The sequence below is a fragment of the Pseudomonas urmiensis genome (genome assembly GCF_014268815.2).
GTDB classification, from domain to species: domain Bacteria; phylum Pseudomonadota; class Gammaproteobacteria; order Pseudomonadales; family Pseudomonadaceae; genus Aquipseudomonas; species Aquipseudomonas urmiensis.
Map to the genome: position 1 here is coordinate 1782248 of NZ_JABWRE020000001.1, position 15753 is coordinate 1798000.

11 protein-coding genes are annotated in these 15753 nt (G+C 63.4%); 5 read left to right on the plus strand and 6 right to left on the minus strand.

Annotation, left to right across the window (positions count from 1 at the left end):
- Positions 1 to 10: 10 nt before the first annotated feature.
- Positions 11 to 1066, minus strand: a complete 1056-nt coding sequence (locus HU737_RS07910; RefSeq protein ID WP_186553435.1) for a tetratricopeptide repeat protein — start codon at positions 1064 to 1066, stop codon at positions 11 to 13.
- 605 nt (positions 1067 to 1671) lie between these two features.
- Between HU737_RS07910 and HU737_RS07915 the strand changes: the two genes are divergently transcribed.
- Together HU737_RS07915 and HU737_RS07920 are read left to right on the plus strand one after the other, a co-directional pair.
- On the plus strand, positions 1672 to 3048 hold the full coding sequence (locus HU737_RS07915) for a hypothetical protein (RefSeq protein WP_186553434.1): 1377 nt from the start codon (positions 1672 to 1674) through the stop codon (positions 3046 to 3048).
- Positions 3048 to 4424, plus strand: coding sequence for an aminotransferase class I/II-fold pyridoxal phosphate-dependent enzyme (locus tag HU737_RS07920; protein ID WP_186553433.1), 1377 nt, complete (start codon positions 3048 to 3050; stop codon positions 4422 to 4424). Before HU737_RS07915 ends, HU737_RS07920 begins: the two co-directional genes overlap by 1 nt.
- 97 nt (positions 4425 to 4521) lie before the next feature.
- Here the strand turns inward: HU737_RS07920 and HU737_RS07925 are convergent, their stop codons facing one another.
- Genes HU737_RS07925 through HU737_RS07945 form a run of 5 tightly spaced genes read right to left on the minus strand, consistent with a single transcriptional unit; the run spans position 4522 to position 10685 of the window.
- Positions 4522 to 6261 carry an acetyl/propionyl/methylcrotonyl-CoA carboxylase subunit alpha gene (locus tag HU737_RS07925; RefSeq protein ID WP_186553432.1) on the minus strand — a complete coding sequence of 580 codons (1740 nt, stop codon included), beginning with the start codon at positions 6259 to 6261 and terminating at the stop codon, positions 4522 to 4524.
- The gene (locus tag HU737_RS07930; RefSeq protein WP_186553431.1) at positions 6258 to 7862 is read right to left on the minus strand and encodes a 5-oxoprolinase subunit B/C family protein; all 1605 of its coding nucleotides are present in this window, start codon (positions 7860 to 7862) and stop codon (positions 6258 to 6260) included. The genes HU737_RS07925 and HU737_RS07930 overlap by 4 nt, the downstream gene beginning before the upstream one ends.
- A 9-nt stretch (positions 7863 to 7871) precedes the next feature.
- Complete coding sequence (locus HU737_RS07935; protein ID WP_186553430.1) at positions 7872 to 8666, minus strand: putative hydro-lyase; 795 nt, start codon at positions 8664 to 8666, stop codon at positions 7872 to 7874.
- 8 nt (positions 8667 to 8674) lie between these two features.
- Entirely contained in the window at positions 8675 to 9433 is a 759-nt protein-coding gene (locus tag HU737_RS07940) for a LamB/YcsF family protein (protein ID WP_186553429.1), read from the minus strand.
- 19 nt (positions 9434 to 9452) lie between these two features.
- Entirely contained in the window at positions 9453 to 10685 is a 1233-nt protein-coding gene (locus HU737_RS07945) for an NRAMP family divalent metal transporter (protein WP_217838525.1), read from the minus strand.
- A gap of 250 nt (positions 10686 to 10935) precedes the next feature.
- Between HU737_RS07945 and HU737_RS07950 the strand changes: the two genes are divergently transcribed.
- The 3 genes from HU737_RS07950 to HU737_RS07960 all read left to right on the plus strand — a co-directional run bounded on the left by HU737_RS07950 (position 10936) and on the right by HU737_RS07960 (position 15705).
- Positions 10936 to 11601: a GntR family transcriptional regulator gene (locus HU737_RS07950; protein ID WP_186553428.1), complete on the plus strand. Its 666-nt coding sequence runs from the start codon at positions 10936 to 10938 to the stop codon at positions 11599 to 11601.
- Positions 11602 to 11794: 193 nt separating this feature from the next.
- The gene (locus HU737_RS07955; protein ID WP_186553427.1) at positions 11795 to 13447 is read left to right on the plus strand and encodes a VRR-NUC domain-containing protein; all 1653 of its coding nucleotides are present in this window, start codon (positions 11795 to 11797) and stop codon (positions 13445 to 13447) included.
- The gene (locus HU737_RS07960) at positions 13444 to 15705 is read left to right on the plus strand and encodes an ATP-dependent DNA helicase (RefSeq protein WP_186553426.1); all 2262 of its coding nucleotides are present in this window, start codon (positions 13444 to 13446) and stop codon (positions 15703 to 15705) included. Before HU737_RS07955 ends, HU737_RS07960 begins: the two co-directional genes overlap by 4 nt.
- Positions 15706 to 15753: the final 48 nt, after the last annotated feature.

Below are 15753 nucleotides of genomic sequence, written 5' to 3' on the forward strand. Positions count from 1 at the left end.
CAGGATTTCTCTAAAGGCCTTGCTGGAGTATTGGATCATCCGGGTTTTGTCGCTCAAGTTCGGCCAGTAGCACCTGAACATTTTGCAACTGCCCGGTTTCTTTCCAGTATTGGATCAGCAATAGCCGCGCCTTGCGATTGGCCGGCTGTCGACTCAATACCGTCTCCAGCTGTTTTTGCGCGGCCTCAACCTGCTCCAACTGGTGCAGGGTTAGCGCCAGCGCATAGCGATAGTCGGGGTCGTCAGGCTGCAGTTCCACTGCGCGGGAGAACGCCAACAATGCGTACTCGTGCTGATCGTGGCGAGTCAGCCAGAGGCCTAGTTGGTGCTGCAGAAAAGCTGAGTCTGGCTGCAAGGCCAGGGCCTTGCCCAGCACCTGCCGAGAAGCATCGTGCTGACCCTGGCGCTCCAACAAACGAACTTGGGTGGCTAACGCCTCCAGACTCTCCGGCGACGCTTTCAGGCTGCGTTGCAGGGCTGCGTCAGCACGCTGGTAGTCGTGTTCGTGCAAATACAGGCGTGCCAGGTGGATTTGCGCGGCGGGATCTTCCGGTTGTGCTTCAAGTGCTTGCTGGAATTGGTCAAGGGCCTGTTGCAGTGGACCGAAGTACAGGCCAATCGCATCGGGATCCAGGCCCAGCAAGGCGTCCACTGCGGCAAAGCGAACACTCTGGTCATCGTCATCAAGCAGTGGCCCTAGCACCAGGCTGCGCTGCGTCGCGGGCAATAGCTGGCGAATGCTGGCAATGGCGGCGCGGCGCACCAGCGGTTCGTCGTGCTGCAGATCAAGCTTGGCCAGCTCCAGCGCTTTGGGTGAAGGGTAGTTGGCCAGTTCGGCATACAACGCCGCGCGACGAATGGGCGCCAGGTCGTTGCGCTGCAATTGCTGATAGAGCACGCGGGCGGCGCCCGGTTGGCCGTTATGGGCCATGCGAAGGGCTTTGGCGTAGCTATGTGGCGGCAGGGTGGGTGCGGTAGGCGCCTCGCTGCGCGACAAATAGCCGATCACCACCGATACCAGAATCAGCAACAGCACGGCGATCAGGTAGTGACGGTGTCGGGGCATCGGCGAGTCCGTTGAGGCAGAGGGGCTGAGCTTGGGCGAGCTTGAGGTGAATTGCAATCTTGGGGAGGGTGTGTTGCGTGAAGGGCCGTAGCGCCAATGGCTCTCTGCAGCCGCAGGGCCGCTTGACCGACCACGACACGCTAAGTGATCAAGTATGCGGAGATGTATGCGTTTTTTCGGATGCTTCCTACATGTTTCGAAGTAACGGATTACGGTTGTTTGTGTTTTCGTAAGTTGCAAGTCTACTTTTTCTATTTGTGCGTTTGTTTTGTTCGGTCAATTTTATGGGCAGATCCTTGGTTGTTCCTTGCTGAATGGTTTTTTTACCGAGATCTGTATCTTTTATTCGTCGGGCAAGGATTGATAATGGCCCGGTGATAGTCAGTTCCGGGGAGCGCTGAATGAGCATGCACGTCGATATGCAGCAGGGTAGAGGGCGGTTGAGGGCGATGGTGGTGCGGATTTTTTTCAATGGTTTGGCGGCAGTAAGTTGTCACTTGCCTGGCTCCTAAATAGATGTAAGAAATGTCCGATAAGCGGGAAGCTAACTTGATTTTGCGCGCTATTTAGTGGTGAGCAGAAGTCCTCGAAAGGAAGGGGTGCCCATGAGTGATATTCATGACCAAGCCATGCAATACATTTATCAGCAAGTGCTGGAGCGCTTGTTGAAACATATGTCCCAGGCCCAGCGTGCATCTATGCAGTTATTGATCCAACGACTGCTAGTGGCGGCTGGAGGCGTTGAGTACATTGGCCAGTTTCAGTTGCTAGTGGTGCACGGGGAGGACCGACGAAGCGCCCATTTGCTAGCCTGCTTGCGTGCTGCGCAGTTGACCATCGCCTTGCGTGCGCCTGCCACCTTTCGACTGCGCGTGGTGGTCGCCGCGCTGCCGGCCATCAGCCAGAAGACTCTGATCAACCACGAGCGCAGCTTCGGCAAGCTGTTTATGCAAGATGATGCGCGGGTGGAGTTGCTGATGATCGAAGGGCAAGCGGTGGTGCCCTTTCGCGTCCGCCCAACGATGTCGATAGAGACTTGGGCGCAATCGCGCCAAGCGTTGTTGGTTTTTGGCCACCTGACCGCAGGCCAGCCTGAAGCCATGTTCGGTAGCCGCCTGCACCTGCAGCTGGCCAATGCTTTTTGCCTGGTGCTGGAGAATAGTCAAGGTGCGAGCGCCCTGATCACGCTCATCCCTGAGCGCCAGCGCCTGCTCTATCTGGCGTGGAGTCGGCGCTGCCTGCGTCTGGCGGGGGAGTCGGGCCTGCATGGCACGTATCTGAATCTGGCGACGCTGGCTGAGGCGCTTGGCTGGCTGCAAGCATTGGCAGACGCACCTTTGGACGCCCCCCGCAGCCCTGCGACCATGGCAAATCCAGACAGCCCACTGCGGGTGATCGCGGTGGACGACTTGCTACAGGACAGGCTCGACGACAGCCAGTTGCAGCAGATGCTCGGCGTGCACCTCGAACCTTCCAGGCCCCAGGCAGCCCTGATGGCTTACTTTGATCTTGACGCATTGCTGCACCTGCGCCAATTGCGCGGCCGTCAGCAGCGCAAGAGGCACAAAGAAGGGCGCCTGGGGCTGGCGGTGCGCGATCGTGCTCATTCCACGCAGGCGAATGACTCGGCCCAGGCGCGCTTTCTGAACCTGGCCGGGTTGACCGAGCAGCAGTTGGTTTGCCTGATTCATGCCCCGTTCGCCGATCATGGGTGCGGGCTTGAGGGTTTCGTTGAGTATTGCCATCCCGGTATGCGGGTCGCCTTGCCCTATCTGCATCGGGCCTTGCAGGGCAAAACCTGCCCAGAGCCGGTGCAGCAGTGGTTGATGGATATCAGCGGTCTGAGTTTGGCGCAGCTCAAGGCAATCTATGCCCGGCGCATGGGCCAGCCGGCCAGACGCGTAGTGGCCAATCTGGCGCGGCGTGACCTGGCCCTGCGTCTGCAAACGAGCGCTAGAGCGGTGCCTCAGGTCGCGACCTGATGAGCCGGTCGGCCCGTGGTGAGTTCGCCTACCAGACGGTTTATCGCTATCTTGAGCGCTTGATTGGTGAAGCAGACCGCAACGGTGAGGGGCGTTTGCCCTCGCTACGCGATTTGGCACGTCGTCTGCGCGTGTCGCTGGCGACGGTGCAAAGTGCCTACAGCCTGCTCGAGCATGAGGGGCGGGTACGTTCAGTGCCCAAGTCGGGTTATTTCGTACGTGCTTGTCTGAAGGACGAAGCTCAGGCGGCTAACCCACGCCCGCAGCCGTTGTCGGCATTGCACGTGCCGCTGTCTTGTTCAGCTGCGCTGGAACGCGCGTTGCTGCTGCAGGAGCGTCGCTTGTCGCGCCAAAGCGCGTGCGAAGAAAGTGGACTACGGCGAGCGGTGGGGGGCGCGCAACTGCGTAACGCGCTGGCGGCGCGCTATACCCGCTCTTCGCGCCTGTGCTGGAGCTCAGAGGATGTGCACCTGGCCACCGACGTCCAAGCACTGCTGCAAACCCTGCTCTGCGCCTTGCACCTGCGTGGCGCCACAGCGCTGGTCGCATCGCCCTGTTGCTGGCGACTGCTGCGCGGGTTGCAGTTGGCCGGCCTGCGTGTGCTGGAGGTTCCGCTGGACGCCGAGTGTGGCTTGGACCTGGAGGTATTTTCGCGGCTGTTGGCGCGTGAACCGGTGCGACTGGTGGTCATGCCTGCGTACCTGAGCTTGCCGACCGGGCGGCTGGTGACTGAGCTTGAACAACGCAAGATTGCCGCGCTGCTGGCTGAGCATCCGGCCTGGTTGCTGGAGAACGACCTAGACAGTGAGCTGTGCTTCGCGGCGCCCGCGAACCGACGCCTGCGCGATTGGCTAGAGCCTAAGGGCGTGCTGGTGCTGGGGTCGTTGGAAGCTGCCGTGGGGGCCGAGGCACCCTATGCCTTTGTCTTGTGCCGACATGCAGGCGTCGCTGAAAAGTTTGCCCAGCGAGGTTTTTTGCTGCCGCCACTGCGCCAGCAGGCGTTGGCCCAGTTGTACGTGAAAGGCGAGGTGGATTGCCATCTGGCGCCCTTGCGCAGGGAACGCGAGGCGCGCATGCAATTGCTCTGTCAGCAGGTCCAGCTGCATTTGGGTGAACGGGTGGTTTTTTGTATGCCGCAGGGAGGGCAGGCATTGTGGGTACGCTTGCACCAGCCGTTGGCCAGTAATCGTGCATTTGAGGTACTGGCGGGCAGCGACCTGCTGATTGTCCCCGGTGATCGGTTCAGTTTGCAGGGGCGCTTTCATCAGTGCCTGTTGTTGGTCTGGGAGGGCAGCAACGAGCAAAACCTGCAGCATGCGCTCCGCCTGCTCGACCATGTGTTGCAAGAGCAAGTGCCTCCAGAAGATCAAGGGTGAACGTCAGGCTGGCGCGCAGTGGTGTTCACCTGAATGCGGCGCGGCAACCGGGTTGCTACCCAGCTACCGTGCACGTTACGCAGATTTTGCCCGGGCCTCAGTCTGGCGCTTGGATACGGCCAATCACCGACCTGGCTTCAAAGTAGGCGCCAGGCTGCTGGCCAATCTGCAACTGACCTGCACAGGGTGCGAGGATGGACGTCTCCATTTTCATCGCTTCCATCACCGCCACCACTTGCCCAGCCTGCACCGCTTCACCGTTGGCAACGAGCCAGGTATGCAGGTTGCCCGCAACCGGGGTGACTATCGCCTGTGGGTCTAAGAGTTCCACCTGGGCTTGGCCAATTGTGCTCTGTGCGGCCGAGTTCAGGCTCAAACCGCCCAGAAGCGCCGCTGGCAAGCCCAGTTGGTGGCGCTTGCCGTCAATTTCGACGAAGCTGCGCAGCACGCCGGGGTCGGCAGCATTGGCACTGCGCGGGGCAATTGCTAGCTGATCGGCGAAGTCGGTCTCGATCCAACGGGTGTGCACCGCGAAGGTATCGGCGGCGGTGAAATCGGCATGCGCCATCACCGCCTGATGGAACGGCAGCACGGTGGCGACGCCCTCCACCTCGAACTCGGCCAAGGCGCGCCGGGCACGGGCGATGGCTTGCTCGCGGGTCGCGCCAGTCACGATCAGCTTGGCGATCATCGAATCGAAATTGGGCGAAACCCGTGAGCCCTCGACCACCCCGCTATCCACACGCACGCCAGGTCCGGAGGGCGGCTGGAAGCGGGTGATGGCGCCGGGTGTTGGCAAAAAGCCGTTGCCGGCATCTTCGGCGTTGATGCGAAACTCAAAGCTGTGGCCGCGCGGAACTGGCGTATCGCTGAACGACAGCGCCAGCCCTTGGGCAACGCGTAGCTGCTCGATGACCAGGTCGATACCACTGGTTTCTTCGCTGACCGGGTGCTCCACCTGCAAACGCGTGTTGACCTCCAGGAACGACAGCGTGCCATCGCCGCTGAGCAGGAATTCCACCGTACCGGCGCCGACATAACCGGCCTCGGCGCAGATGTCGCGCGCCGAGGCATGGATGCGCTGGCGCAGCTCATCTGTCAGATACGGCGCAGGCGCCTCTTCGATCAGTTTCTGGTTACGTCGCTGCAGCGAGCAGTCCCGGGTGCCGACCACCACCACCCGGCCGTGGCGATCGGCGATGATCTGCGCCTCGATGTGCCGAGGGCGATCGAGGAAGCGCTCGACGAAGCACTCGCCACGACCGAAGGCGGCAACCGCTTCGCGCACCGCCGACTCATACAGCTCGCTGACTTCTTCGAGCTTCCACGCCACCTTGAGGCCACGCCCACCACCGCCGAACGCGGCCTTGATGGCAATCGGCAGGCCGTGCTGCTGGGCGAACGCGACAACTTCGCTGGCATCCTTGACCGGGTCTTCAGTGCCGGCCACCAGGGGCGCGCCGACTTTCAGGGCAATGCGCCGAGCCTGCACCTTGTCGCCCAGTGCATCGATGGTGCTGGGGTCTGGGCCGATCCAGGTCAGGCCTGCGGCGATCACCGCACGGGCGAAGTCGGCGCGTTCAGAGAGAAACCCATAACCGGGATGCACGGCGTCGGCGCCGGCACGTGCCGCCACCGCCAGCAGCTTGTCGATGTTCAGGTAGCTGTCGGCGGGCCGTTGGCCCTCCAGCGCATAAGCCTCGTCGGCCTGACGGACATGCAGCGCATCGATATCGGCATCGGCGTACACCGCCACCGATGCCACCCCATAGTCGCGGCAAGCGCGGGCGATACGGACGGCGATTTCGCCGCGGTTGGCAATCAGAACCTTTTTCATCGCTGTTGGATCTCGTCAGAAAGGGCAGGGCACACGGGCTCGAATGTGCCCAGCGGGTTGAAGCGAATATGTGCGTTGACCGGAATTTGCCCGGCCAGGTCCAGGTGATAGGGCGCAACCACGCCGATCACCGGGTAGCCGCCGGTCAACGGATGGTCAGCCAAGAACAGCACCGGCTGGCCACTGGGCGGCACCTGGATGGCGCCGACGCTGGTGCCTTCGCTGGGCAGCTCGCCATCGATGGCACGCGCCAAGGGCTGCGCGCCGGCCAGGCGGATACCGATCCGGTTCGATTGCGGCGTGACCTGCCACAGTTGCTCGGCCAGCAGTGTCTGCGCGTGGGGCGTGAACCAATCGCTGCGCGGGCCCATCAGTACATCCAGGGTAATGACTTGATCGGCGCGCGGCATGGCGAACGCTGCTTGCTCGCTGAGCGACACTGCGGCGCCGCCACTGCGCTGCCGGAAGCCCAGGCGAGTCCCCGCCGCCAGGGGCGCGGGGCCAACCTGGGCGAGGGTGTCGGTCGACAGGCTGCCCAGCACTGGCGCGTGATCGAAACCGCCGCGAATGGCCAGGTAATTGCGCAGGCCCGCCGTAGGCGCGTCGATGCTCAGTTGATCGCCATCGTGCAAGGCAAAGGGCATGTACAGCTGCGGTTGCAGCAGTTGGCCGTCAGCTGTGCGCACTTGCAGCGCCGCTGTAGCGCCGGTAACGGCGACCACTGCCTGGCCATGGCAAATGAGCTTCAGGCCGCCCATGAGGATTTCCAGGCAGGCGCTTGCCGCAGCGTTGCCCACGGCCTGGTTGGCGGCGCGCAAGGCGCCCCTGTCCATCGCCCCCGAAGCCGATACGCCTTGTCCGGCGAGGCCTGGGCGGCCAAGGTCTTGCAGCAGCGTTTGCAGCCCAGGCGAGACAATCTCCAAGGCCTGGCCAACGGCGGGCGCTGTCGCTTGAGGGGTGGCTACGGCAACCGAGACCCGCGCTGCTGGTAGCGGTCCGGCATCGTGAAAGCGCACGCGATAGCCCGGCTGGAGCAAGGCCGGTTGCTCGCGCTGCAAATCCCACATCTTCTGCTCGGTGATGCCGATGATCTGCCAGCCACCGGGGCTGGCTTGCGGATAAACACCACTGAAACCGCCGGCCAGGGCTACGGCTCCGGCAGGAATGCGGGTACGAGGGGTGCTGCGCCGCGGCACGACGAATTCGGCGCCGCCGCTGAGGTAGGCAAAGCCTGGGGCGAAGCCGCAGAAGGCGACGTTGTAATCGCTGCCGGTATGGCGGCGTATTACCTCCTCGACGCTGATATCCAGCGCCCGCGCCACCTCTTCGAGGTCTTCGCCATTGTAGTGCACGGCAATCTCGACCAGCTTGCCGGCCGTGCGCGTTTGGCCGTGCAGCTGGCGCGAGGCAATTCGTGCGGCCAGCGCCTCGCGGCTGAGGGTCAAGGGGCAAAAGTGCACGAGCAGCGTGCGCGCTGCCGGAATGATCTCGCTCACGCCGACGATGGGCTCATGCTGGAGCGAGTCGAACAAGACCAGGGTCTCGTCCAGGTTCGCCAATTCAACCAGGAGCGCGTCCAGGCTGACCGGATAGAAACGCATGCTCCACTCCTATACGTGGTAGTAGCTGTCGGCAATGTCGGTAATGAACATGTGCCCGGGTGCATGGGAGATGGCAAACGGCACCTTGGAAGCCATCACCACCGCCTGCGGTGTTACCCCACATGCCCAGAACACCGGGATCTCGCCGGGTTTGAGGGTGACCGCGTCGCCAAAGTCGGGACGCCCCAGATCGTCGATGCCGAGCAGAGCCGGCTCGCCCACATGCACCGGCGCGCCATGCACGCCTGGATAGCGCGCGGTGATCCTGGCCGCATCCGCCACCCGCTCGGCAGCGATCGGACGCATCGACACCACCATTTCGCCATGCAGGCGCCCGGCGGGGCGGCACAGCTTGTTGGTGCGGTACATCGGCACGTTGCAGCCTTGGCTGATGTGGCGCACGTCGATGCCGGCGTTGATCAGGTCGGCCTCGAAGGTGAAGCTGCAACCGATCAGGAAGCTGACCAGATCGTCGTGTTGCGCCCACTGCTCGCGGACATCGCTGACTTCCTCGGCCAGTTGGCCGTCGCGCCAGACCCGGTAGGCGGGCAGGTCGGTCCGCAGGTCGGCGCCCTCGGCCAGAAACGTGCTGTAGCTGCCTGGCTCGGTGACGTCGAGCACCGGACAGGCCTGTGGGTTGCGTTGGGCAAACAGAAGAAAATCGTAGGCCCATTCGCGGGGCAGGGTAATCATGTTGGCCTGGGTCAAACCAGGCGCCTGGCCGGCGCTCGGTGCTACCAGCCCTGCGCGATAACGGGCGCGGGCGTCGACGGCGGCTTGGCGGGCCTGCTGCAATGGCGTCATGGTCAACCTCAGGAAAATGCGCGGAGTGTGACGCCGGCTTCGAGCAGGCGGGTTTTCAGGTCGCGGGCGATGTTCACCGCATCGGGGCTGTCGCCATGCACACAGATCGACTCGGCTTGCAGGCTGATCACCTGGCCGTCCTCGGCTTCGATCACACCTTCACGCACCAGGCGCAGCATGCGCTGGGCGATCAGTTCAGGGTCGTGCAGCACAGCGCCCGGTCGCGAGCGTGACACCAGCGTGCCCTGGGCGGTGTAGGCGCGGTCGGCGAAGGCCTCGGCGACACACGCAAGGCCCGCCTCGCCGGCCCAGTCCAGTAGCGGCGAGTTGGCCAGGCACACCAGTTTCAGTTGCGGATCGATCCGCAGTACGGCCTGGATCACCGCGTCTGCCTGGGTGCGGTCATGGGCGATGGTGTTGTACAGCGCACCATGCGGTTTGACATAGCTGACCCGGGTGCCGGCGCTGCGCGCCAGGCCCATGAGCGCGCCGATCTGGTAGATGACATCGGCGCGCAGTTGCTCGGCGGGGATATCCATGTTGCGCCGGCCAAAACCGACCAGGTCCGGGTAGGCCACGTGGGCGCCGATGGCTACGCCGCGCGCTGCGGCGGTCTCCAGCGTGTGCAGGATGCCCAGCGGGTCGCCGGCATGAAAGCCACAGGCGACGTTGGCGCTGCTGACCACTTCGAGGATCGCCGCATCGTCGCCCATGCTCCAGGCGCCGAAGCTCTCCCCCAAGTCGCTGTTCAGATCAATGGAACGCATGTTGAAGTCTCCGCGGTAATCAGGCTGCGTTGATAAAGGCAAAGATGGCACCTGCCGACTTGAATGCCATGAACCACGACAACAGGCAGGTCACCACGCCCAGCACCAGCAGCCAGCGAGGGTAGTGATAGCCTTCCATCAGGTCGGCGCGACGCCAGCCAACGTACATGAAAATGCTCAGGCCCAGCGGCAGGATCAAGCCATTGAAGCCGCCGGCGAACACCAGCAGCGCCGCAGGTGGCTTGCCCAGCATCATGTACAGGACCAAGGCGATCAGGATGAACGCCACCGTGCTCAGGTTGCGTACGCGTTCATCTATACGCTTGGAGAACACCGTGATGAACGACATCGAGGTGTATGAGGCGCCGATCACGCTGCTGATCCCGGCCGCCCACAGCACCAAGCCGAAGGCCATCATGCCGATGTCGCCGGCAGCGGCTTTGAACGCTTGCGCAGCCGGGTTGGCGCCTTGGCCGGAAACGTCGATGACCACGCCGCTGGCGACCACCCCAAGCACGGCCAGGAACAGTACGTAACGGGCAATGCCGGTGACCAGAATGCCGGTCAGCGCAGCCTTGGACACCACCTCGATGTTCTGCACCCCGACCACGCCGCGATCGAGCAGGCGGTGCGCACCGGCATAGGTGATGTAGCCACCGACGGTGCCACCGACGATGGTGGTGATCGAGGCGAAGTCGATGAAGTCAGGCCAGACCGCCTGGCGCAGTGCCTCGCCCAACGGCGGGTGGGTGGCGAAGGCGGCGAACACGATCAGGCCGACTTTCAGCGTGCCGAGCACCATCATGATGCGGTCCATGGCAATCCCTGCGCGGTGCGAGGAGAAGATCGCAATGGCCACCAGCGCACTGAACGCGCCACCCCATTTGGGATCGAGACCCGTCAGGGCGTTCAGGCCCAGGCCGGCGCCGGCGATGTTGCCCAGGCTGAACACCAGGCCACCGAACACCACCAGTACCGTGAGCAGATAACCGCTGCCGGGAATGGCGGTATTGGCCAGTTCCGCGGCGCGCATGCGGGTCAGGGTAACGATGCGCCAGACGTTCAGCTGCACGACGAAATCGATCAGGATCGAGGCCAGGATACCAAAGGCAAACGCAGCACCCAGGGTGGCGGTAAAGGTGGTGGTCTGGGTGAGGAAGCCTGGCCCGATGGCGGAAGTCGCCATCATGAAGATCGCGGCAATCAGCGAAGACCGTCGCGCCTTGGTGAAGTCATGAGCGAGCTGTGTCACGGCATCATTCCTACAATGAGAGGTGCCTGGGTAGAGCAATGTGCATGCCAAACTCAAATAAAAACGCTGCAATGTAGGTATATCGCCAACAGATTGTTCAACAATGTTTTGGTGATGAGTGGTCAATGTGCACCAGATTGTAACAATCGACGCTGGCAGTGTTACCTAACGGAGCAGCCGTGACGCTGCGTCTTGCCAAGCACAAGGTGCTGATGGAACATCTGCACGGTTATCTCATTCTGGATTGCTTATGAACGACGCTGCTTGTTCCCTGCCACGCACGCTGGGCGAGTCCATCACCCATGAAGTCCGCAGAATGCTGGTGGAAGGCGAGCTGGTACCCGGCCAGCGCCTGTCCGAAGCAGCGCTGGCCGAGAGCCTGCAGATTTCCCGCAATACCTTGCGTGAGGCCTTCCGTGTGCTGACCCGCGAGGGCCTGCTCAAGCACGAGCCCAACCGTGGCGTAACCGTGGCCGAGCCAGACATGGCGTCGATCATCGACATCTATCGGGTGCGCCGTTTCATCGAGTGCAAGGCCATTGCCCAGGGCTTTCCCATGCACCCAGGCACCCTGCAGATGCGCGAGGCGGTCGAGGCCGGCATGCGCGCGCGCGAGGCCAAGGACTGGGTAGCGGTCGGCACCGCCAACATGATGTTCCACAAGGGCATCGTCGAGCTGGCTGACAGCCCGCGGATGGTGGTGTTCTACGGGCAGATCGCGGCTGAGTTGCGCCTGGCCTTCGGCGTGCTCAACGATCCGGAGTTTCTCCACCTGCCTTATGTCGATATGAATGCGTCGATCTTGCGTTGTGTCGAGGAAGGCCGGCCCGATGAGGCCACGGCAATGCTCGATGCCTACCTGGTGCAGTCGGAACGCATCGTGCTGGCGGCTTACGAGCGCAGTCGAAATCGCTAGCCCCTGGCCCGGATAATCTGCGCCACTCGTCGGCTGTTGCCAGTGCCAGTCGACGAGTAGCAAAGGCATGCAGCACAGGCAGGGCGGGCCTTTGCCGCTGCTCGCTGGCGTTAGGTGGCCGGGCGCTGCGCTTGCCAGGTACTGATATCTGTATGTATAACCAGTGTTCGTTGCCGCTGCCCGACCTCTTGCCGTGATCGCTCATTCTGTCGATGACCCCCTCTACTATCTGCATAACTTCCGTCAGGTCCTGGCGTGGGTAGCTTTGCGCTATGCCGATCTGCTCGACGACCACGAGCAGGCGTTCATCAGCGCGTTCGAGCAGTTGCAGCAGCCTGCCCAGGCGCTGTTGGTGCGCATGGTCATGCGCAAGGGCGAGCTGTTTCGCAGCGACAAACTCAACTATGTCGAGATCGGTGACAGTCACTGCGCCTTGCGGCCGTTGACGGCGTTGGGCTGGGTCAGCACGCAGGCGCCCTTGTCGCTGGAGCAACTGTTCAGCGTGCTGCGCAAGGAGGAGCTGGTGCAGTGCTTCGCTGGGCAACTGAGCCGCCCGCGTGCGGCCAAGCCGGATCTGCTGGCGCAGTTGCAGGCCTTGTCATTACCCCCCAGGCCTTTCGCGCAGTGGTTTGCCGACAGCCCCGTGCAGATTATTCACTGGCGCCTGCAACCCTTGTGCGACCGCTTGCGCTTGTTGTTCTTCGGCAATCTCTACCAGGACTGGTCGGATTTCGTCCTGGCCGACCTGGGCATGCTGCGTTTTGAAAAGGTCCCGTTCAGCGATGACAGCCGAGCGCTGCGCCAACGCGCCGAGATCGACCTGGCCATGGCCTTGCACCAGTGTGCCGAGCGGTTGGAGCAGGGCGAGGCGCCCGCTCTGCTGCTGGCCACGCTTGAGGGCCTGCACAGCGACAACCCCTGGCTGGCGCGGCGCCGCTCGCGGGTGCTGTTCAGCATCGGCCAGCAGTGCGAACGCCTGGCCGAGTGGGACTTGGCGCTGAAGGTCTATGGCCAAAGCCGCCACCCTGAGGCGCGGATTCGCCAGGTGCGGGTATTGGAGCGCAGCGAACAGTGGGCGCAGGCCAAGAGACTGGCCGAGCAGATGGCCGCAGCGCCCGACAACGCCCATGAGGTGCAGGCGCTGGCGCGCATGCTGCCGCGCCTGACGCGCAAGTTGGGCGGGCCACCCGCCGCTAGGCGCCGCGCGACGGTGGTCACGCCGATCGAGCTGCAACTACCCGTAGAGATGGCCGAACTTGGGGTCGAAGAGGCCGTGCGCGTGCATTTGGCGCAGCAAGGTGGACAGGTTCATTACGTGGAGAACACGCTGCTCAACAGCTTGTTCGGCCTGCTCTGCTGGGAGGCGATCTTCGCCCCGGTGCCGGGGGCATTCTTTCACCCGTTTCAAATGGCCCCTCAGGACCTGCACGACGAAGATTTTCAGCAGCGGCGCAGTGCCCTGTTCGAGGCCTGCCTGGCGCGCCTGGATGATGGCAGCCATGCCCAGGCCATCCTGGCCTGCTTTGCCGCCAAGCAGGGGCTGCAGTCACCGTTCGTGTTCTGGCAGATGCTCACCCCGCAGTTGCTCGAGCAGGCGCTGGCCTGTGTGCCTGCCGCGCACCTCAAGCAGTGCTTCATGCGCTTGCTGCAGGACATCCGCAGCAACCGCGCCGGCATGCCGGATCTGATTCAGTTCTGGCCTGAGCAGGGGCGTTACCTGATGGTCGAGGTCAAGGGGCCGGGGGATCGCTTGCAGGACAACCAGCTGCGCTGGCTTGAATTCTGTCGTGAGCACGGTCTGCCGGTCGCCGTCTGCCACGTGCGTTGGCGTGAGGCGCTGGCATGAGCTACAGCGTGGCGGTGCGTGCGTTGTGCGAGTTCAGCGCCAAGGTCGGTGATCTGGACTTGCGCTTCACCCCGTCGCCCACCGCCCAGGAAGGCATCGCCGGGCATCGGCGGGTGGTGGCGCGGCGCGCTGACGATTACCAGGCGGAAGTCGCCCTCGAAGGGCACTATGAAAGCTTGCGCGTGCGCGGGCGTGCCGACGGCTATGACCCGCAGCTCAATCGCCTGGAAGAGATCAAGACCCACCGCGGTGAGCTGGCCCGGCAACCCGACAACCACCGCCAACTGCACTGGGCCCAGGCCAAGGTCTACGCCTGGCTGCTGTGTCAGGCGCGGCAACTCGCAGAGGTCGAGGTGGCGCTGGTCTACCTGGATGTCGACAGCGATCGGCAAACCGTGATCAGCGAGCAGCACACGGCGGCAGAGTTGCAGCGCTTCTTTGCGCTTCAGTGCCAACGTTTTCTGGCCTGGGCGCAGATGCAGGAACAGCGCCTCGCCGAGCGTGACCAGGGCTTGCAGGCGCTGAGCTTCCCCTATCCGCAGTTCCGCCAGGGCCAACGCCAACTGGCCGAGACCTTGTACAAGGCGGTGAGTACCGGCCGCTGCCTGATGGCCCAGGCCAGTACCGGCATCGGCAAGACCCTTGGCACGCTGTTCCCGCAGCTCAAGGCGATGGCGCCGCAGCGCCTCGACAAGCTGTATTTTCTGACGGCCAAGACGCCCGGCCGGGCGCTGGCACTCGATGCCCTGCGCCAGATCGACCAGGCCACGCCCCAGCCAGCTTTGCGTACGTTGGAACTGATCGCCCGCGACAAGGCCTGCGAGCACCCCGGCAGCGCCTGCCATGGCGAGTCCTGCCCATTGGCCAAGGGGTTCTACGACCGCCTGCCTGGCGCACGCGAGGCGGCTGGGGCGCGGCCACTGCTCGATCGCCAGGCGCTGCGTGAGGTGGCCCTGGAACATCACGTGTGCCCTTACTACCTGGGCCAGGAGATGGCGCGTTGGGCTGATGTGCTGATCGCCGACTACAACTACTACTTCGATGCGCACGCCTTGCTGTTTGGCCTGGCCCAAGCCAACCAGTGGCGGGTATCGGTGTTGGTGGACGAGGCGCATAACCTGGTCGAGCGGGGGCGAGGCATGTACAGCGCCAGCCTGGATCAAGGCCAACTGCAGGCGTTGCGCCAGAGCAAGCCTGAAGGGTTGGTCAGCGCGCTGGATCGGCTGAACCGCCAGTGGAACGCCCTGTACAAAGACCAGCATGCGCCGTACCAGGCCAGTGAGCGGTTGCCCGATGGCTTGCTCAGCGCGTTGCAGCAGTGCATTGGCTTGATTCAAGAGCGCCTGAACCAGGCGCCTGCGCAAGTCGACCCGCTGCTGTTGCAGTTCTTCCACCAGGCCTTGCAGTTCAGCCGGGTGGCGGAGCTGTTCGATGAGCATTTCATCTTCGACATCAGCCAGCGCAATGGCCCGCGCAAGCGGCGCCTGGCCACCTTGTGCCTGCGCAATGTGGTGCCGGCACGCTTGCTTGGCCCGCGCATGAGTGCCGCGCGCAGTGTCACGTTGTTTTCCGCCACCCTCAGCCCACGGCATTTCTATGCCGACCTGCTGGGCATGCCCGGTGACACTGCTTGGCTTGAGGTCGCGGCGCCGTTCAAGGCAGAGCAACTGGATGTACGCATTGTCAGCCAAGTGTCGACCCGCTATCAGCACAGGCAGGCTTCGCTGGCGCCGATCGTCGAATTGATCGCCGAGCAGTATCGCAACCGGCCGGGTAACTACCTGGCATTTTTCAGCAGCTTTGAATACCTGCAGCAGGTCGCCGGGCTGCTGGCCGAACGTTACCCTGAGCTGCCGCGCTGGGAGCAGGCGGCGGGTATGGATGAAGCCGCGCGCGAGGCATTTCTCGCGCGTTTTGTGCCGGACGGGCAGGGCATCGGTTTTGCCGTGCTGGGCGGGGCGTTCGGCGAAGGGGTGGATTTACCGGGCACGCGCCTGATCGGCGCCTTTGTCGCTACCCTCGGCCTACCTCAGGTCAACCCGATCAATGAGCAGTTCAAACAACGCCTGGGTCGTCAGTTTGGCGCGGGGTTCGACTATGCCTACCTGTACCCGGGCGTGCGCAAGGTGATCCAGGCCGCCGGGCGGGTTATCCGCGGTGATGACGACCGTGGCGTGCTGCTGCTGATCGACGAGCGCTTCGCCGAGCCACGGGTGCAGCAGATGTTTCCCGCCTGGTGGCAGACGGCCAGTCAATAATCCCCGCTCGGCCCATCGCACGGCGTTGCAACTCCCAGTACACTGCGC